This window comes from Thermalbibacter longus, assembly GCF_023806485.1.
GTDB lineage: Bacteria > Chloroflexota > Chloroflexia > Thermomicrobiales > Thermomicrobiaceae > Thermalbibacter > Thermalbibacter longus.
The window spans coordinates 81,115-100,980 of sequence record NZ_JAMSLR010000005.1 but is presented as its reverse complement, the minus strand read 5'-3'; the positions used below and the strand labels follow the sequence as shown (position 1 = coordinate 100,980).

Genomic DNA, 19,866 nt, shown 5'->3' with positions numbered 1-19,866 from the left:
CCCCGGGGTGGATCAGGAGCAAGAGTGGCAACGAAGCCTCATATCGATCAACGACAACGCACAAAGAGCAACGCATCTCCAGCCACGTCCCTCCCTCGGGTCGGCGCTCACCCCTGGCCCCGGCGCGCGCTGGTGGCCGCCGGGGCGGCAGCGACGGTCGATCGGCTGATACTCGCACTTGCGCTGGTTACCGGAGCCGCGCTCCGGCTCTGGCAGATCAACAGCCTCGGCCTGAACAGCGACGAGGCAGTCTACCTGGGACAGGCAGCGGCCATCGCCGGGGACCCGATCCTGAGCCAGTTCTTTCCGATCTTCCGCGCCCATCCGCTCCTCTTCCAGTTCATCCTGGCCCTCGCGTATCCGATCGGCGGCACGGATGGATCCGACCTGGTCGGCCGGCTCGTCTCCGTCGCTGTCGGATTGGCAACGGTGTACCTGGTCTACCGGGCCGGAGCGCGGCTCTACGGGCGACGCGCCGGCGCAATCGCTGCGCTGTTCCTGGCGCTCATGCCGTACCACGTTATCGTGACGCGCCAGATCCTGCTCGATGGCCCGATGACCTTCTGCGCAACGCTCAGCCTCTACATGGTGTCGCGCTTCGCGGCCACCGAGCGCCCGGTGTGGCTCTACGCCGCCGGAGCCGGCATGGGTCTGACCTTCCTGGCTAAGGAGACCGGCATCATCCTGCTCGGTAGCATCTACGCCTTCCTGGCCCTGGCACCGGAGATCCGCTTTCGCCTGCGCGACCTGGCGCTCTCCACCGCCATCATGGCGCTGGTCATCGCCCCCTTCCCCCTCTCGATCACGCTGGCCGGCGGGGGCGGCTCGCAGCGCGCTCACCAGTATCTCGTCTGGCAACTGTTCCGGCGGCCGAACCACGAGTGGACGTTCTATCCCTCGACGGTGCCGCTCGCCATCGGCCCGCTCCTGATCCTGACCGCGCTCCTCGGGCTCTGGCTGGTTCGCCGCCGGTGGAGCTGGCGCGAGAAGCTGCTCGTGGCCTGGATCGTAGTGCCGGTGCTGTTCTTCCAGTCCTGGCCGACGAAAGGGTTCCAGTACCTCCTGCCGATCGCACCGCCCCTCGCGATCCTCGCCGCTCAAGCGGTCATCCAGCTCGGACAACGGGCAGCCGCCACCAAGATCCGGCGTGCGGGGTGGCTCGCCCCGCTCCTGGCCGGGGCTATCGCGCTGACGCTGCTGGTTCCGAGCTGGTCGCGCATCCAGGCCTCGACGTCAGACCGGTTCCTCGCTGGCTCGGGAGGCGTGCCGGGCGGGCGCGAAGCGGGAGAGTGGATCCGAGAGAACACCCCGGAGGGAGCGCGCTTCATGACCGTCGGGCCGTCGATGGCGAACATCATCCAGTTCTACGGGCATCGCCAGGGGAAAGGGCTTTCCGTCAGCCCGAACCCGCTGCACCGCAATCCGTCCTACGAACCCATTTTCAACCCTGACCTCCAGCTCCGGAGCGGCGAGCTGCAGTACATCGTCTGGGACTCGTTCTCAGCCGGTCGATCACCGTTCTTCTCCGAGAAGCTGCTCAGCTACGCCCGGCGATACCACGGGCGGATCGTGCACACCGAGTCGATCCCGGTGGCCGCCCCTGACGGCTCCGTCGTGCAGAAGCCGGTCATCGTCATCTACGAGGTGCGCCCATGATCGGCCGGCGAGTCTTTTCCACTGTCTCGACACTCCTGGCCTGCCTGGCCCTGTTCATCGGGCTCCTGCCCCAGCGCGCGGCGCGGGCCGCCGAGCCACAGCCGAAGACGCCGATCAAGCACTTCATCGTGCTGATGCAGGAGAACCACACCTTCGACAACTACTTCGGCACCTACCCCGGCGCCGACGGGATCCCGGAGGGGGTCTGCATGCCGGTCGATCCCGCCGACCCAGCGAGCGAGTGCGTCGAGCCGTTCCACATCGGAAACCGGCCGATCGAAGACCTCGATCACAGCACCGCGACTGCACTGAACCAGTACAACGGCGGGAAGATGGACGGCTTCATCTGGGCCCTGCGACTGCGCAACCAGGAGGGATCGCTCGCCATGGGCTACTACGATGGCCGCGACCTGCCCTACTACTGGAACCTGGTCGACCAGTACGTGCTATTCGATCGCTTCTTCAGCTCCGCCATAGGCGGCAGCGTCTGGAACCACATGTACTGGGTCGCGGCCCAGCCGGGCAGCGAGGAGAACCGGATCCCTCCCGAGGGATACGGCGACGACGTGATCACGATCTTCGACCGGCTGGAGGAGCGCGGGATCTCCTGGAAGTTCTACATCCAGAACTACGACCCGACGATCACCTTCCGCACGATGGACCAGGGAGGCCAGCGCGCCGCTCAGGTAGTGTGGTGCCCGCTGCTCAACTTCCCGCGCTTCATCGACAATCCCGATCTGTTCAGCCACATCGTGCCGCTGGACGAGTATTTCACCGATCTCCAGAACGGCACGCTGCCCTCGGTGGCCTACATCGTGCCATCGGGCGCCAGCGAGCACCCGCCCGGGAGCATCCGGGCAGGGCAGCGGTTCGTGAAGTCGCTGATCCAGGCCCTGATGCGTAGCGACGCGTGGGAGAGCTCGGCCTTCATGGTCACCTACGACGACTGGGGCGGCTGGTACGACCACGTTCCTCCGCCGAAGGTCGACGACTACGGCTACGGCTTCCGCGTCCCGGCTTTCCTGGTCAGCCCGTACGCCAAGCGCGGCTATATCGATCACACTGAGCTCGATTTCACCTCGATCCTCAAGTTCATCGAGGAGAACTGGGGGCTCGAGCCACTAGCGGAGCGCGACGCCCGCGCCAACAGCATCATCAACGCCTTCGACTTCTCCCAGCCACCCCGGCCACCAGTCTTCATCCCGGAGGAACGAGTCAGTGAGGAGCAGCGCCCCAGCCCGCGACGCGGCGTGATCTATAGCGCCTACGGGATGGGGCTCGTCCTGGCCGGCTCGGTCATCGGCTGGGCAGCGCTCGATTCCCGCCGCCAGCGAAGCGCCGACCCTGTCTACCCACTGAGGAGACTCACCCGGCGCCGGAGGCGCTCGATGACGAAGAGATCGAGGGGAGCACCCGACGAATGAGATCATCAAAAGGGTATTTCGCGAGCATAATTCTCGCTCTAGCGCTCATCGCCTTCGGCACGCTGCTACCCGCGGCGTCGGCCCGAGCCGCCGAGGACTCGCCGCTTCCGACTGCGCTGACGATCCAGCCGCTCGATCCGGTCACGGTCGGCGAGGACTTTACCATCGTCGCCCAGCTCACCAGCTCGACTGGCGACATCCCCGGCGCCGTCAACAATGAGGCACTCGAGCTGTTTATCGATGGCGTGCGCGAGCGGCGAACACGGACGAACTTCGCCGGCGTCGCATCGTTCCCGATCCGCCGATTCCTCCCAGTCGGGCAATACACCGTCACGGTGGTGTACGCAGGCAGCCGCTCGCTGCAACCGGCGAGCGCCACAGCGACGCTGACGATCGCGCCGGCCGTGCTCGAGATCAAAACCGTCCCAGCCCTCGCTGGCGTCACCTTCTCGTTCAATGGGCAGACCCTCCGCTCGGGTGCGGACGGCGTAGCGCGCGTCGAGGTCTCGACGCCCGGGATCTACCCGCTGGAAGTGCTCCCCATCGAGCGGGACGACATGCGCGCCGAGTTCAGCCGCTGGGGGGACGAGATCTTCACCACCGCACGCGAGGTCGAGATCCCGGAGATGAAGTCGCTCGAGGTCGGATTCGACGTCAGCTATCAGGCGAGCTTCTCGTTCGTCGATCTCGCGGGGTTGCCGGTAGACCCGAAGCGGATCACCTCGATCACGCTCAAGAGCAGCCTCGGCGAGACACGCACGCTAACGGACCCGGGCCCAGAGTGGTTCAAAGCTGGGCGGGTTGTCCGGCGCGTCAACGGGTTGGAGGAAACGCCCGTCCAGTGGTCGGTCGAAAGCGTCATCATCGGCGGCACCAACGTCGTGAACCAGTTCCAGCAGCGGTTCTACCTCCAGCCCGGCGCTCGACTGCAGATCGAGCTGCTGCTCTACGCAGCCCGGTTCACGGCGCGAGATGCGCTGTTCGGCTTTCCGATCGGCGAGGGTATCAAGCTCCAGTATCCCGACGGTTCGGTTGAGGTCATCCCGTTCGGTCCAGACCGGCAGGCGTTCGTCACGTCGCTCCCACGTGGGGAATACCTGGTCAGTGTCGCAGGCGCCCCCGGACTCTCACCCGCCTCGCCGGTCGCGCTCTCGAAGAATCAGGAAGCGGAGTTACTGGTCATCAGCTACCTCGACATGGCCGTGGCCGGCGTGCTGGTCGGGCTGCTCGCTGTTGGGCTGCTGTTCGTGGGCCGGCCTCACCTGCTAACCTGGCTCAGGCTCCCGGTACCGTCTCATGGCTACCGCACAGCGGCGCTAGCAATGACCGGCGCGACGCTGGTGATCGGTTTGACCGTCTTCGCGCTCGGCTCCGGCCGGGCACCGGCAGAGTCGACCGATACGCCGCTGCCCGCTCAGAGCCAGGCAGGCCCGCCGGCAGAGACCACGACCGAGACCGGAGCGATCAACGAGGCCGAGGCCCTGTCCCCCGAGTCATCTCCACCAGGTCTCACCCCCGGACGGGCTGTGCTGCCTGAGGAGGCGATCGCCGATGTCTTTAGAGCGTTCTGGGAGCGGAACGGTGGGCTCTCGACTTTCGGCTATCCGATCAGCGAGGCGGTCGAACGGAGAGACCCACGGACAGGCCAGGCAGTGACTGTGCAGGAGTTCGAGCGGGCACGCCTCGAGTACCACCCGGAGCTCAGCGGTACGCCGTACGAGGTCCAGCTCGGGCTCCTGGGATACGAGGATGCGGCCTCTCGCGGGCTCCTCGACACCGAGCCGTTCCAGCCACGCGAGCCAGTGCCGGAAGAGCGCGAGGATTGCACCTACTTCTGGCAAACCGGGCACCGGGTCTGCTCGTACTTCCGGGCCTACTGGCGAAGCCGCGGGCTGGAGTTCGGAGATCCCGACGTGTCACTGCGCNCCGGGTCTGCTCGTACTTCCGGGCCTACTGGCGAAGCCGCGGGCTGGAGTTCGGAGATCCCGACGTGTCACTGCGCGAGTCGCTCGCGCTCTTCGGCTACCCGATCAGCGAGGAGTTCGTCGATCCACAGACCGGCATCCGGGTGCAGTACTTCGAGCGAGCGCGGCTCGAGTACCACCCGGAGCACGCCGGGACACCGCACGAGGTGCTGCCCAGCTCGCTGGAGAGGGGGGAGCCGTGAGAGCGAGACCGTACCGCACAGCGACCGCCATCGCCAGGGTCAGGCTCGGGGCCTGGCCACGCGCCATCGCCCTCCTCCTGGCAGCGCTCACCGCGCTCGTGGCCTCCGTCCCGGCCCTGGCGGCTACCGAGCCGGTTAAGACCGACCCGATCCCGGTGCTGGCGTACTACTACATCTGGTTCGACCCGACCTCCTGGGACCGGGCCAAGACCGACTACCCGCTGCTCGGCCGCTACTCGAGCGACGACCGGGCCGTTATGCAGCAGCACATCCGCTGGGCCAAGCAGGCGGGGATCAACGGGTTCATCGTGAGCTGGAAGAGCATGCCCAAGCTCAACCGCCGGCTCGAGCAGCTTATCGAGCTGGCCGAGACCGAGAACTTCAAGCTACTGATCATCTACCAGGGGCTGGACTTCGAGCGAGAACCTATCCCGGTCGAGAAGGTTGCCAGAGACCTCGATTACTTCGTCTACCGATGGGGGAATCACCCGGCCTTCGACCTCTTCGGCCGCCCGGTCGTCATCTGGTCTGGGACCTGGGAATTCTCGGTCGAAGAGATTGCGAGCGTTACCGAGCGTTTCCGCGATCGCATCTACATTCTCGCGTCCGAGCGCAATCTCGAGGGCTACCAGCGGCTAAGGCACCTGGTCGACGGCAATGCCTACTACTGGTCGTCGGTCAATCCCGATACCTACCCTGGCTATGAGGAGAAGCTGCAAGAGATGGGCGACGCAGTCCATGCGGACGGTGGTCTCTGGATCGCTCCGGCAGCGCCGGGCTTCGATGCCCGGCTCATCGGCGGCACCCGGGTGGTCGAGCGCAAGGACGGCGAGACTCTGAAGCGAGAGTTCGCCGCGGCGCTGAGCTCCTCGCCCGACGCGATCGGCCTCATTAGCTGGAACGAGTTCAGCGAGAACAGCCATATCGAGCCCAGCGAGAAGTACGGCGCGCGCTACCTGGAGGTGCTCGCGCAGATCCGCGGGCTGCCTGCCCCGGATGTCGGCAACTTCGACTCGGACGCCCCTGCGGCCACCGGGGCCGGTTACGGGCTCCCGATGATCGGGGCGATGGTTCTCCTCCTGATCGCGAGCCTCGCCGCCATCGTCTGGAGAGAGGCTTACCGGCGCAAGCAGCCGGTTGACTCGGGGAGGCGAAACACGACTGACGAGACCGCCGCTGACCTGCTCTAGAGGGAGAGGAGAGTACCACCGATGAAACGACTATCTCGCCATCGTTACCTGACCGTCCTGGTACTCGTACTCCTGGCACTTAGCAGCTTTGCCGCCTACACCGCCGCGGGGCCGCGGCCAGCCCCGCCACCGGGAGGAGAAGACCCGGTCGCGCGGCTCCGGGCTGAGCGGCGTTTCGCCGTTCCCCAGGAGATCGTCGACCGGGTACGCCAGGGGCCATCGAGCAGAGCGCAACCTTACGGAAGCTATGTGACTCTCGGTCACGACTCCGACAAGATCACAGTGGAAGTACCGGCAGCCTGGAACGAGATCGAGTACCTGCCCTGGGTCTACCAGGGGCAGGAAGTCGGTGTCACACTGATGGCCTCGACTGACCTCGCCGCTTTCAATCGGCGGTCAGCTCCTGGTGTCTTCATCGGCGTGTCTCACCTCCTCACCGAGATCTCTGACCCACAGACGGTACTCCAGACCGAGGAGCAGGACTTCTCCCGCGGCTGCGCTCGCGGCCGGCGCTTCGACTACGACGACGCCATCTACAAGGGATGGTTCGACCATTTCGCGTGTGACGGAGCGAGCAGCGTGATCACGGCCGTCACGACGACGCCGGACGGTGGCTTCATCGTGCTCATCCGCGTGGTGGTTCGCACTCCGGCCGACTTGGACGCAGCGAAGCGGATCTTCGATACCTTCCAAGTCGTAGGCAATCCCGAGCAGGACGAGCACCACGATCATTAGGAGGACACCATGAATGCACCTCGCCACTCGATACGAGCTACACGCATCCGTCTCGCCTCGCTCGGTGCTCGCGCTGCCGGCGCGTTAGCGCGTGGCTACCCGGGAGGTATGCGTGCAGTCCTGCTGGCGCTCGCTATCGCTCTCCTGCTCGCACCAGCCTCGGAGCTCCTGCCTGAGCGGACTCACGCCCAGCCCGGCTGGCAATGGTTCATGGTCGATACCCATGTGCACTCCTCGGTAAGCGCCGATGGCTATACCGATGTCGGCATTCACGCGGCCGCCGCCAAGGCTTTGGGCTACAACGCGCTCTTCCTGACCGACCACAACGGGGGCAGCAGCTTCCACATCAATAATTTGACCGCGAACCACATGGTCTTCGAGGACAGCTATACTCGCTGGGAGAAAGGAACGTTCGGCAGCTTGAGTAGCAGCCGCAACGAGCTGGCCACCTCGCCGGTCAACACCGGATCCCGCTCGCTCCGGCTGAGCGCCCGCTCGAGCGGCTATGGCGAAGCCTTCGTCTGGACCAAGCGGGGACCGAACTTCCGCTCCGGCGACATTATTCTGAAGGTTTCAATCTATCCGACGCGGATCGATACCGGATCCGGCATCTACGTGTCGGTCTCGATCGGTGGCGACCCTACGGTGGTCAAGGATCCCTACGGCTACACGACGCAGGACGGGATCGTCTCGCCAGGCAAATCGACCGTCCTGGTCTGGCAGCTCGGCTCGGCGCGCGCCCCGTCCTCAGATCCGAACCAGCGCGTCCTGGTCTATTCGCTCGGTACCCCCACGCTCAACGCCTGGAATCACTACACCATCAACGTCACCCAGGCGCTGAACGACATACCGGCCGCGGATCGCCCGCTCGACTACAACGGCTTGACGTTCCTGAAGATGGCCGCGGCGGGCAACGGCGGGACGACCGAGGCCTACTTCGATACCTACTCGATCGACGCCTCGAATCCGGTTGCTCCAGCGGACGAGTTCGTCTACCGCACGCCGCGGGTCGACGACTTCGACACGAGCACCTTCGAGGTCTTCGCCTCGTACGAGATGGGGCAGCAGAAGCACTCCAACCGGTTCAACTTCGCCATCACCGATCCGACACAGTACGTCTCCTACCTCTACGGATCCGACGGCATCGCAGAGACACAGCAGACCGGCTACCCGGCTCAGCTCAACCACCCGGGGACGACGATCACCGTCCAGGAAGCGATCGACACGAAGGGAGGCGGCGCGGACTTCCTGGAGGTGCGGGAGCCGGAATGGGTGGCAGCCTGGGACACGATCCTCGAACAAGGGGTGCAGATCATCGGGACCTGGTCGAGCGACACTCACACTGGTGAGAGCGCCGGCAAGGCAGCCACGTACATCTACGCTCCGGCGCTCGACTTCAACGAGCTGATCCACTCCTACTTCGAGGGACGCGTCTACAACGCGCGCAACGATTTCGGGGGCCGGGTGGTCTTCAACCTCGACGCCGCATCGCAGGAACCGTACCCGGCGCGCTACCCGGTCTATGTCTCGGATGCCCAGACCACCGCGAACGTCCACCTGGCCGTCACGGGTGACTTGAGGACTAGTTACACCATCCGCTGGATCCGCAACGGTGAGGTGTTCGCGAGCGAGAACCCACCGGGCTCCTCCTACGACGCGACGAAGGCGGTCCCGCTCGACGGTCCGTTCACCTATGTCCGGGCGGAGATCCTCAGCTCGAGCGGCTCGCTCCGAGCCATGACCCAGCCGATCTTCTTCATCGATGTCTCCGGGCTCCCAACCGACAAGCGCCTCCATATCGATCGGACGACCACTGCGGACGATATCTGGTACAACAAGCTCTACACCAAAGGCATCACCGCGACGAGCTGGTCCGGAGACATCCAGGCGCTGTCGTTCACGCTGAACAACCCAGCCGAGGCACTCGTCCGCCTGCGCATGCAGACCGACGCGGCTCCGGACCGGGTCAAGGTGGATGGCACGCTGGTCGCGGCAGCCGGTTCCCTCCCGGACTTCGAGGCCGCGACCGGCTCGAGCTGGTACTACGACAGCGGAGCCAAGCTCCTCCATCTCAAGGTCCGGCATGCTGGCACGACCGCCGATGTCCTGGTCGCCTTCTCGGCTCAGACCGACACCGAGCCACCGACCCCGCCGGCCAACCTGACCGCGAGCGCCATCAACAGCAACCGGGTTGACCTGCGCTGGGACCCCTCGACCGACAACGTCGGCGTCGCAGGCTATGACATCTACCGCGACGGCGCTCTCCTGGCCTCGATCGGGACCGAGACCAGCTACTCGGACACGACGGTCGTCGCCGAGACCACGTACTCGTACGAAGTGAAGGCGCGCGACGCGGCCGGCAACGTGTCCGGCCCCAGCAACTCCGTGACCGTTACGACGCCTGCGGCCGCGCTCTTCAGCGACGGCTTCGAGACCGGCGACCTCTCGCAGTGGACGAGCTCGACCGGCCTCATCGTCCAGCAGCAGGAGGTCTTCAGCGGCAGCTACGCCGCCCGCGGCACCTCCACCGGCAGCGCCACCTACGCCACCAAGCAGCTCGGCAGCACCTACAGCGACCTCTACTATCGCCTGCGCTTCAAGCGGATCAGCCAGGGCAGCAACACGGTCTACCTGCTCCGCTTCCGTACCGGCACCGGCGGCTCGCTGCTCGGGCTCTACGTGAGCAGCACCGGCAAGCTCGGCTTCCGCAACGACGTGGCCGGCCAGAGCACCACCAGCTCGCTCACCGTGACCACCGGCGAGTGGCACGAGGTCCAGGTCCACCTCGTCATCAACGGCTCCTCCAGCCTGGTCGAAGTGTGGTACGACGGCACGAAGGTGGACGCCCTGAGCAAGACGCAGTCGCTCGGCACTAACCCGATCGGCCGTATCCAGCTCGGCGAGAACTCGACCGGCCGCACCTACGACTTCGCCTTCGACGAGGTGGCGGTCGATACCGCCTTCATCGGCGGGGGCGGCGGCGGCGGTGGCGGTGACACCACCCCACCGGAGACGACGATCACCAGCGCACCGCCCGCCACCACCGACCAGACGAGCGCCACCTTCGAGTTCACGGCCAGCGAGCCGAACAGCACCTTCCAGTGCAAGCTCGACACCGGCACGAGCGAGGCCTGCACTAGCCCCCGGACCTACACCGGCCTGACGGCGGGCAGCCACACCTTTACCGTCGTCGCCACCGACCCAGCCGGAAACATCGACCCGAGTCCCGCAACGCATACCTGGGAGATCACTGCTCCAAGCGACACCCAGGCGCCCACCGTGCCGGCCAACCTCTCGGCCACCGCCACCAGCAGCACCCGGATCGACCTGCGCTGGGACCCCTCCACCGACAACATCGGCGTCGCCGGCTATACCGTCTACCGCGACGGCGTCCAGCTCGCCACCGTCGACGGCTCCACCACCACCTACGCCGACACCACGGTGACTGCCGGAACAAGCTATACCTACACGGTGGATGCCTTCGACGCCGCCGGCAACCACTCGGCCCAGAGTACCCCCGCCACCGCCACCACGCCGGCCGCAGGACTGCTCTTCAGCGACGACTTCGAGAGCGGCACCCTCGCCAAGTGGTCCACCGTCAGCGGTCTGACCATCACCAGCGAGGCACCACACGGCGGCACCTACGCAGCCCGCGGCAATTCCACCGGCAGCGCCACCTTCGCCATCGCCACCCTGAGCCAGACCGCCAGCGAGCTCTACTACCGCATCTGGTTCAACGTGGCCTCGCAAGGCTCCAACACCGTCTACCTCCTCAAGTTCCGAACGAGCACGAACTCCTCGCTCGGCGGCGTCTACCTCTCCAGTACCGGCAAGCTCAGCTACCGCAGCGACGTCGCCGCCCGCAGCGTCACCACCACGACGAGCGTCACCAGGGGTACCTGGCACCAGCTCCAGGTCCGCCTGGTCACCGGCAGCAGCGGGCTCATCGAGATCTGGTACGACGGCACCAAGGTGGTCAGCGCCGCCGAGAACTTCGGTACCAACCCGATCGGCCGTATCCAGCTCGGGGAGAACTCCACTGGCCGCACCTATGACGTCATCTTCGACGACGTGGCGGCCGGCACGAGCTTCATCCCGTGAGCGCAAGCGCGGAAGGTGGATGCTCGTGCCGACGAGTGAGCGGGAGGAGAAAGACGAGGCGTGAAGCGCCTTTCACGTCGTGGACTGCGGTCAGCAGCCTTCGGTATCTGCCTGGCGCTGCCGCTCCTGGCCTGCGGCAGCGCGGTGCAGCGGCCGTTCTTCGTGGCCGAGGCAGGAACGATGACGAAGAACCTCTGCTTCGGCGTCGAGAGCCTGCCCGGCGGGTTCGAGGTGATCGGCAAGGAGATCTACGACAACGCAGCCGCCGCCCGAGACGCGCCCGACCCGGCACAGCGGGAGCGCGACTACGCGGCCTGGGGGCGGGTCACCGGGTCGTTCCTGCACTGGGCGTTCGAGCCGCCGAGCGTCCCAGCGGAGGACGCCGACGGCACCATGTCGGAAGCAGAGATCGAGGCGGCCCTGGAGCGAGCGCGCCAGGAGATGCTCGATGCCCCCTTCACGGGAGCGACCTGCCGCGTGGATCTCTACGAGACGATCGAGGGAGCGAGCCAGGCGTTCACGGCCGAGGCTACTGATCTCCTGGCGCAGCCGTCCGCGATGGAGATCGAGCGGGATAGGCTGGGAGACGAGAGCCTCTTCCTGGTTCGCCGGTACGACGCCCCGCCGATCAGCCGGTTCATTCTCATGGTCCGACTGCAGAACATGATCGGGCAGATCACAGTCAGCGCCCCCTGCGACACGCCTGGGGCGCAACCCTGCGCCGTGGCCGAGGACCGGACCCGCTCGCTCGGCACGCTGCTCATCCGCCGGCTGGCCGAGAGTGCCCCCCTAGCCACTCCGGTACCACAGGGCGAGCCTGCGACGACCGGCACGACTCTGCGCCAGGAGGCCGAGCAGCTTTGCCCCGAGCGCGACTATACCGGCTGCGTTGCTGCCTATCTCGAGCACGCCCAGCAGCCCGTGCCTTTTGCGCTGTGCCGGACCGAGTACGGGCAGTGGTACTTCGAGCCGCCGGCTGGCCGTCTCGGCGAGCTCTGCGCCGACGGCGAGGCGACCATCATTGCGATCGTCGGCGGCCGGTGAGCGTGGAGCGGGCGCAGGGATTTACCGCTGCGCCCGCACTTCGTACCCGCTTCCCGCGCGCTGGACGCGAGTGTGAAGACATCCCTTCACGCTGGACTAAAGCCCGGCGCTCACCCGCGAAAAGCTGACTGAAGCCAGCTCCCGCGGCAGCCCCGTTCACGGGGCTTGGCTGCTGAGCCCGGAGCTTCGAACCCCGGGCCTGCCCGCTGGGACCGTTGGTAATTCAGCGTGCTGGGTAGGGGCAGCCAGGGTAGAGCCAGTACCCCTGGCTGCCCTGACACCTAGTTCTGCACCTTGTAGGAGCCGCTGTCGAGTACGGCCCCGCTATCGCTCACGAAGGCCCACTCGTACCGATCCGGATACAGCTTGAGCACCAGCACCCCGAAGTGCGTCTCGTCGGCAAACTCCCAGTTGTTCGCCGCCTTGTTGGCGTCGACGTCCTGGACGTTCTTGCCGCCGGCGCCGTTCACGAAGTGCCGGATCCCGTTCGGGTCCTTCGTCCCGTCCCAGCGCTGCGGCGCATGCCGCTGGTAGTTGTGGTCGTGCCCAGCCAGCGACAGCTCCACGTCATACTGCGTGAACAGCTTGTAGAGGTCGGTCAGGTCACTGTCACAGCAGTTGTGGTACTTGCCGGTCGACCAGTACGGGTGGTGCATGTAGACCAGGATGTTCTTGCTGGCATTGGCCTCCAGCACGCTCTTGACGAAGGTGTACTGCGGCGAGCCGGCTCGGCAGCCCCCCACCTTGGAGCAGTTGGAGTTCACGGCGATCGCGATCCAGCCGTTGCCCAGATCGACCGCGTAGTAGCCCTTGGCGCGGTCACCGGCCAGCGTGCCGAAGTAGTCGAAGTAGCCTTTCGCACCCTCAATCAGGTACTCGTGGTTGCCGGGCACCGGCCGGGTGATCGCCTTGAGCTGGCCCCAGGTGGGGTCGTAGCTCTTGAGGAACTTGTCGTAGGCCCCGTCCTCGTACTGGCTGTCGCCGAGGACAAAGACGTAGTCCGGGCCCTGGGCCGCGGCCACCTGCGCCGTGTACTTGTGGCGGCAGGAGGAGCTGGTGCCGTTATTGTTGTTCCAGCCACTCGAGGCCGGATCGCAGGCGATGTCCCCAGCCGCGACCACCACGACCGGATCGCCGCTGGAGGGTGGCGGAGTCGGCGTGGGAGTCGTGCCCGGCGACGGGGTCGGGCTCGGTGTTGGGCTCGGCGTGGGGGACGGCGTCGGGTTGGTACCGCCGGTGGACTGGCCGTTGGCGCGCAGGGCATCCAGGTAGGCGCCGTAGCCGGAGCTGGTCTTCCACTCTTCGGCTGACTCGACGCTGGTGCCCTCACCCCACTCGTTGAAGGTGGTGATAAGCTGCCAGGGCTCGCCAGAAGCCACCATGTCGCGGATGTTCTGCTGCCAGCGCGCGAGGTCGCGTGAAAGACGCGGCTGGCTCTCTTGCCGGTGCCAGAAGCCCGGCGAGATGGTGTAGGAGTAGCCCTTCTGGTGGTCAGTCGCTACGGCCGGGCTGTACTGGTGCCAGGAGTCGGGCTGATTGGCACAGTTCCGGTAGCCGGAGAAAACCTTGAGCACCAGGTAGGCGCCTAGTTCGCGGGCGACCGGTACCCAGCGATCCGCCACCTCGCAGGAGCTATCGTCGGCGTTGTAGACGAAGACGACGAACTTGCCGTTGACCCGCAGGTAATCCGGGTCGCTGGCGTACTTGTCGCGAATGTACGTGAGATCGGAGCGGATCTCGCTGGTCGAGAGATCGCGCTGTCCCTCCTGCTCGTGATAGATCGTCCACTTGAAGCCGGTGCCGTCGGTCGCCTTCAGAATGACGGCGAAGTCGTTATCGGTGTGATGCCCCTGCCCCCACCAGGAAGCGATGCCGGCCTGGATCTGGCCGTACTGCATGGCGGCGATATGCTGCTTGATCACCGCCGGATCGGCCGTGTCGTAGTAGCCAAGAGACGGGTGGTACCGGGTGTACGGGAAGATGCCGGACTGCTTCCAGGCCTCGGGGAACCAGGGGTAATAGAAGGCGGCCCGGATCGGGAAGCTTGGGTTGCCACCGCCCGTAGACGGGGGAGTCGGTGTCGGCGTCGGCGTCGAGCCCGATCCAGGCGCCGGCGTCGGAGTGGGAGTCGCCGACGGCGTGGAGCCCGTCGAAGAGCTGGTGGTCTCCACCACGAGCTGGGGCGGGTTCGTGCCCAGTTCCCGGCTCGTCAGCTTCATCTGCGTGGAGCTCGTCGTCGTCAGAGCCAGGCTGATCGCCCCGTTCCCCTTGACCAGCGGCGTGACGTCGACGACCGTCCATTGCCCGGCAGCAAAGCCACCGGATCGGGCGATAACGCTGGAGCCGACCGGCGGGGCCGTGTTGTAGGTGACCTTGAGCTCGTCCCAGCTCGTGTCCGCGACTGGGCGTACCTCGTAGCCGTCGCGGTGGGCGCTCTCGGCGTAGACCCAGAGCGTGGCCTTGGTCACCGATCCGCTCAACCCCTGCACGTTGAAGCGCAGATAGCTGCGCATCACCGGCGAGCCGTCGACTCGCAACGAGGTCGAACGGCCATAATTCTGGTCAGGGTTACTCTGGTAGACATAGGCGTCGGCCTCGGCCGCAAAGCCGAGTCGCTGTGTAGCCCCGAGGCTCTGGCCGCTCCAGGCGACGGCAAGGGCGGCCACGAGCACCCCTAGCACGCCGGCATACGCCAGCCAGCGCATCAGTGATTGTCGTGTCATCTCCGTCCGTCCTCCTTCACGCTCTTCACGCTCGCACCCCTCTTCCCGGCGAACTGTCCGTACGCATCGTTACGTCAAAGACTGAGCCAGTGGCAGAGCCCGCGCAACGACCCGTTGCGCCAGGGCATAGCTAGCCCTTCCTGGCGGAGAGAAATCGGGACGAATTTCTTAACCAGTGGGAATACTCAGGCGATGCAGTCTCAGGCTGATGAATTTCCCGAGACGAGATGAGAGGAATGAGACAGAACAGATAGTGACCAAGTGGCAAACTCACCTGTCACCAGGACACTTGCCGGCTGCGTCCCTTCCCCGCACGCAGCGCGGTCGAGAGTGTCTGTGCGCCAGGGATCTGCTTCGTTGGTCAGCGTGGTGTGGTGCTGGTGGGCCCCGGGCCCCCTGGATGAGGGCCGAGCCGGCCGCCCGAGGGGGGAGACCCGGTGCGACGAGCTCTCGCCGCGGGCCAGCTTCCCAGCCGGCGGGCGATGCGCTCAGCCCGAACGATACGCCCCGCAAGCGCTACCTCCGACTTACCCGGATAGCGTTGCCGGGAAGGCGCAGGAGGGTTCGAATGTCGTCAGACGAGCAACAGTGCTGAGCCGTGGTCGAGCTGGAGCCGTTCACGCTCCCCTTCCCCTGCCCTTCCCCGACCATCACTTCCCTGACCGCCGCCTGCGTTGCGACCGTACAGCCGCGAGCGGCTCCAGTCTGGAAGGGGCACAGAATGTCAAGTTGTGAAACCCCTCACAGACTGTTGTGCCTAGAGTAGCAGCCGACGGGTCCTGTGTCAACCTGTCACAACCCAGGGCTCGACGGGCACCGCTATTCCAGAGAACCAAATAGATAACTGGGTAGTTGCAAAACTCCTAGTACTGGAGTACTATGGACGTAAGATTTTTGGACTTGCTTCGCATCCAGACTGGGAAGAGGGAGGGATGGGACGTGGCAGGGCGTCTACTTGATCACCTCAGCGATCTGCGCCACCGCCTCTTCGTCGGCCGCACCGCAGAGCTCGAGCTTCTACAGACCGCGCTCCTCGCGGACGTCCGCCCCTTCAATATCCTCTATGTCTACGGCCCGAGCGGCATCGGCAAGACGGCGCTGCTCCACGAGTTCGCCCGGCTCTGTCGCCAGCTCGATGTCGCTGCCCGCTGGCTGGATGCGCGCGCGATCGAGCCGACACCGGCCGCCTTTACCAAAGCGCTGCGCCGGGCAGCCGGGCTACCGCCGGACGGGCCGCTCGGCGACGCGCTGGCCACTCCGGGCGGCCGGGTGGTGGTCTTCCTCGACGCCTACGAGCTGCTGCAGCCGCTCGAGCCCTGGCTGCGCGACGAGTTCCTCAGCGACGCGCCAGGAGACCTGCTTCTGATCATCGCCAGCCGCCAGCCGCCGGCGCCCCACTGGCAGACCGACGCCGACTGGCATACGCTGATGCGGGTGCTCCCGCTGCGCAACCTAACGCTCCAGGAAGCACAGGAATACCTCATCCGACGCGGCGTTCCGCCCGACGAGCACCCGGCTGTGCTCTCCTTCACTCATGGACACCCGCTCGCGCTCTCGCTGGTGGCCGACCTGTTCGACCAGCGCCCAGGGTTCCACTTCGAGCCTGACTCAGCGTTCGACGTCGTCCGCGTCTTGCTGCAGCAGTTCCTCCAGCAGGCACCAGGGCCAGCCCACCGGGCCGCCCTGGAGGCATGCGCCCTGGTTCGGTCTCTCAACGAGGCATTGCTCGGCGCGATGCTCGATCTGCCACGCACGGACGAGCTGTTCACCTGGCTACGCAGCCTCTCCTTCATCGAGCCAGCGCCCGGTGGCCTCTGCCCACATGAGCTGGCCCGGGATATCCTGGTCGCCGACATGCGATGGCGCAACCCGGACTGGTACGCCGAGCTGCACCGCCGGGCCCGGGGATACTACATCGCCCGCCTGCGGCAGCCAACCGGCCCGGCGCAGCAGCAGACGCTGCTGGACTACATCTACCTGCACCGTTACAGCCCGGCCGTGCGCCCGTTCTTCGAGTGGCGGACCGGCAGCCTGCGGGCCGACAGCATGCACCCGGCCGATCGACCGGCGCTCATCGCCATGGTCGAAGCGCACGAAGGGCCCGAGTCGGCCAGGCTGGCCGAGTACTGGCTGGCCCGCCAGCCGCACGGCGTCGTGGTGCTCCGCGACGCATCCGGCGAGCCGGTCGCCTTCCTCGCGAAGGTCGCTCTGCATGAGTTGACTCCAGGCGAGGCCGAGCACGACCCGGCGGTGGCCGCGGCTTGCCGCTACCTCGAGATGCACGCCCCGCTGCGCCCCGGCGAGGCCGCGACCCTTTTCCGCTTCTGGCTCGCGCGCGACACCTACCAGTCCGTCTCGGCAGCCCAGAGCCTGCTGTTCGTGAACATGGTGCGCCATTACCTGATGACCTCGCACCTGGCGTTCACCTTTATTCCCTGCGCGGACCCCGACTTCTGGGCACCCGTGCTGGGCTACGTCGACTTCCAGCGCCTGCCCGAGGCGGACTTCTCCATCGGCGGACGGGACTACGGTGTCTACGGCCACGACTGGCGAGTCATGCCGCCGCTAGCCTGGCTGACCGTGCTGGACGAGCGCGAGATCTCCGGGGACGCGCACGCGATGCCCTCGCAGCCCCCAACGCCGATCCTCGTGTTGAGCCAGCAGGATTTCTCGGAAGCCGTCCAGCACGCGCTGCGCGACTTTACGAACGTGATCAGGCTGCGCAGCAACCCGCTGGTGCAGTCGCGGCTGGTGCTCGAGCGGGCTGGGCTACAATCCGAGGCCCACGAACGGGTCGCCGCGCTGCGCTGCTTGATCGAGGAGGCAGTCGCTAAGCTCGGCCAGATACCCCGGCTCCAGCGCTGGCAACAGGTACTGGAGACGGCATACCTGCACCCGGTCGAGCCGCAGGAGCAGGCAGCGGAGCGATTAGGGCTTCCCTTCAGCACCTACCGGCGCTACCTGAAGGCGGGGGTAGCCTGGATCGCGGAGCATCTCTGGCTGCAGGAACTCGGCGAGACGGCGAGCTGAGCAGAGAATGACCTCATTTTGAACACTTGGTGCCCTGGCAACGGAACGGCTGCCTCGCTAGAGTGGACACGATGCGTCGCAGGTGCATGCCGCCAGCGGCCGCGCTGGTCGAAGCGGGGTAGCCATGAGCAAGGGGATACCTGAGGTGGTCAGCGGCCTCGTCGACGCCTGGAACGCGCACGACCCGGACAGAGTGGCGGAATTCCACGCGCCCGAGTACGTCGGACACGACATCGTGCAGGTGCGCCCAGAGATCGGCCCGGAGGGCGCGCGCCGTGCCTTCTGCCGCTTTCTCCGAGCATTCCCCGACCTCGAGCTGATCCCGGACCAACTGCTGACCGAGGGAGACCATGCAGCGCTGCTGTGGCGCATTCGCGGAACGCACACGGGCACGCTCCTCCGGATCCCCCCGAGCGGCCGTCGGCTCGAATTCACCGGCATCTCGATGCTCGAGATACGCGGCGACCGCGTAGTGCGACGCTTCACGCTCTGGGATCTCGCCGGAGTGTTGCGTCAAATCGGGCTGCTCCCCGCGCTTCCGGAGGAATAGCCACCCTGCGGCTCATACTTCGGATGCGCTCGCTCCGCTGCCTGACCGTCCGAGTGGGTCAGGTCAAATTCTCCGGGATCAACCGCTCGACGATGACCACGTCGAGCCAGCGCCCATCGAGCTTGGCGTGTTTCTCGTAGACCCCGACTTCCCGAAAGCCGAGCGCGGCGCAGAGGCGCCGGCTGGCGGTATTGAAGGGAAAGACGCGCGAGAGCAGCTTCCAATAGCCCAGCCGGCGTACCTCGTCGATCAGCGCGCCGAGCAGAACCTTGCCGATCCCCTGCCCTCTCGCGTCGCGGTGCAGGTAGATCGAGAACTCGCCCACCCCCGCGTAGCACGCCCGCGGTCGGTAGGAGCTGATCGATGCCCAGCCCAGCACCCGGCCGTCCCGCTCGGCTACCAGCACCGGGTGCCGCTCGTCGCGCTCGGCCAGCCAGGCCAGCATCACCTCCGGCGTGCGGGGTTCCGACTCGAACGTCGCGATCCGCTCGAGGATACCCTGGGTGTAGATCTCGGCAATCGCCGCCGCGTCCTCTGGGCGAGCCCGCCGAATAGCGAGTTCGTTCGCTGTGACCTGCATCTCCACCTCGCTCTCGAATGCCGGGTGAGCTGACCACCCGGCCGGCGATCCATCCGCACGAACTATTGAACCGCACGGAAGCGTACCGGAACCTCGTGCACAGCTCAGCATTCGCTGTGCACAGTGCACTACTCGCTCGAGGTCTAGCCTGAGTCGCTGCGGTATGCTTAGCGCCCGATCGATGGGCATCTGCCGTGAGATCGGACGGAGTCTATGCGCCTTATCCCGAGTGCCCGGCATAGCCTGACGACGCCGGTCTGGCTACCACCGCTCGCCAGCGTCGTGGTGCTGTTCGTCCTCTTCGTGGTCGCCACGCTCGTGCGCCGGAGCAGCCTGGCCGAAGCCGGGCGTCCAGTGATGATCGCGCTCTCGGCAGCGGCCGCCGTGATCATTACGCTGCACGGCGCCCGGATGATGGCCGCGGCGCGCACTCGCGGCTGGCCGAGCGCGCTGGCTGGGGCGATGATGGTCGTGCTCGGCATCTACACCCTGCTGCACGTCCTGCGCTGAACCCCGGTGGCTGCCCGGCGGTGCACGCCGCGCTCGCGCGGGACGGGCGAGACCGGATCCAGGCCAGCGACAGATGAACAAAAATGATGGTATACTGCGGTGCCACCGGTCGAGCTCGTGTGGTAACCAGGGATGGCGTTCTGTCGAGCGCAAGGA

At 66.2% G+C, this 19,866-nt stretch carries 11 protein-coding genes; 9 read left to right on the top strand and 2 right to left on the bottom strand.

The genetic code is table 11. The features are described 5' to 3' along the window. The first annotated feature begins 24 nt into the window (after positions 1-24). From NET02_RS09000 to NET02_RS08975, 6 genes are all read left to right on the top strand, one after another. On the top strand, positions 25-1,656 hold the full coding sequence (locus NET02_RS09000) for an ArnT family glycosyltransferase (protein ID WP_284057065.1): 1,632 nt from the start codon (positions 25-27) through the stop codon (positions 1,654-1,656). Then, positions 1,653-3,080, top strand: coding sequence for an alkaline phosphatase family protein (locus NET02_RS08995; RefSeq protein WP_284057064.1), 1,428 nt, complete (start codon positions 1,653-1,655; stop codon positions 3,078-3,080). The genes NET02_RS09000 and NET02_RS08995 overlap by 4 nt, the downstream gene beginning before the upstream one ends. A 2,163-nt stretch (positions 3,081-5,243) precedes the next feature. Continuing rightward, the gene (locus NET02_RS08990; RefSeq protein ID WP_430981077.1) at positions 5,244-6,437 is read left to right on the top strand and encodes an endo-1,3-alpha-glucanase family glycosylhydrolase; all 1,194 of its coding nucleotides are present in this window, start codon (positions 5,244-5,246) and stop codon (positions 6,435-6,437) included. 21 nt (positions 6,438-6,458) lie between these two features. Next, complete coding sequence (locus tag NET02_RS08985; RefSeq protein WP_284057063.1) at positions 6,459-7,172, top strand: hypothetical protein; 714 nt, start codon at positions 6,459-6,461, stop codon at positions 7,170-7,172. A 108-nt stretch (positions 7,173-7,280) separates the two neighbouring features. Beyond that, complete coding sequence (locus tag NET02_RS08980; RefSeq protein ID WP_284057062.1) at positions 7,281-11,273, top strand: fibronectin type III domain-containing protein; 3,993 nt, start codon at positions 7,281-7,283, stop codon at positions 11,271-11,273. Positions 11,274-11,333: 60 nt separating this feature from the next. Then, entirely contained in the window at positions 11,334-12,317 is a 984-nt protein-coding gene (locus NET02_RS08975) for a hypothetical protein (protein ID WP_284057061.1), read from the top strand. A 281-nt stretch (positions 12,318-12,598) separates the two neighbouring features. On the opposite strand, the gene NET02_RS08970 is transcribed toward NET02_RS08975, so the two are convergent. Beyond that, a complete protein-coding gene (locus tag NET02_RS08970; RefSeq protein WP_284057060.1) occupies positions 12,599-15,040 on the bottom strand; it encodes a CBM96 family carbohydrate-binding protein in 2,442 nt (813 codons plus the stop codon). Positions 15,041-15,979: 939 nt separating this feature from the next. Here NET02_RS08970 and NET02_RS08965 point away from each other — a divergent pair. Together NET02_RS08965 and NET02_RS08960 are read left to right on the top strand one after the other, a co-directional pair. Then, positions 15,980-18,070, top strand: coding sequence for an AAA family ATPase (locus NET02_RS08965; protein ID WP_284057059.1), 2,091 nt, complete (start codon positions 15,980-15,982; stop codon positions 18,068-18,070). Between the two features lie 124 nt (positions 18,071-18,194). Continuing rightward, positions 18,195-18,620, top strand: a complete 426-nt coding sequence (locus tag NET02_RS08960; RefSeq protein WP_284057058.1) for an ester cyclase — start codon at positions 18,195-18,197, stop codon at positions 18,618-18,620. Positions 18,621-18,678: 58 nt separating this feature from the next. Here the strand turns inward: NET02_RS08960 and NET02_RS08955 are convergent, their stop codons facing one another. Next, entirely contained in the window at positions 18,679-19,200 is a 522-nt protein-coding gene (locus NET02_RS08955; RefSeq protein WP_284057057.1) for an arsinothricin resistance N-acetyltransferase ArsN1 family A, read from the bottom strand. A gap of 213 nt (positions 19,201-19,413) precedes the next feature. On the opposite strand from NET02_RS08955, the gene NET02_RS08950 reads away from it, so the two are divergent. Next, positions 19,414-19,710 (top strand): hypothetical protein, encoded by a 297-nt coding sequence (locus NET02_RS08950; RefSeq protein WP_284057056.1) that lies wholly within the window; start codon positions 19,414-19,416, stop codon positions 19,708-19,710. Positions 19,711-19,866 lie beyond the last annotated feature (156 nt).

Excerpts from the sequence above, each read along its gene's own strand:
- NET02_RS08995 (WP_284057064.1), top strand. The coding sequence starts at position 1,653 with ATGATCGGCCGGCGAGTCTTTTCCACTGTCTCGACACTCCTGGCCTGC.
- NET02_RS08985 (WP_284057063.1), top strand. The coding sequence starts at position 6,459 with ATGAAACGACTATCTCGCCATCGTTACCTGACCGTCCTGGTACTCGTA.
- NET02_RS08980 (WP_284057062.1), top strand. The coding sequence starts at position 7,281 with ATGCGTGCAGTCCTGCTGGCGCTCGCTATCGCTCTCCTGCTCGCACCA.
- NET02_RS08970 (WP_284057060.1), bottom strand. The coding sequence starts at position 15,040 with ATGACACGACAATCACTGATGCGCTGGCTGGCGTATGCCGGCGTGCTA.
- NET02_RS08960 (WP_284057058.1), top strand. The coding sequence starts at position 18,195 with ATGAGCAAGGGGATACCTGAGGTGGTCAGCGGCCTCGTCGACGCCTGG.
- NET02_RS08955 (WP_284057057.1), bottom strand. The coding sequence starts at position 19,200 with ATGCAGGTCACAGCGAACGAACTCGCTATTCGGCGGGCTCGCCCAGAG.
- NET02_RS08950 (WP_284057056.1), top strand. The coding sequence starts at position 19,414 with ATGCGCCTTATCCCGAGTGCCCGGCATAGCCTGACGACGCCGGTCTGG.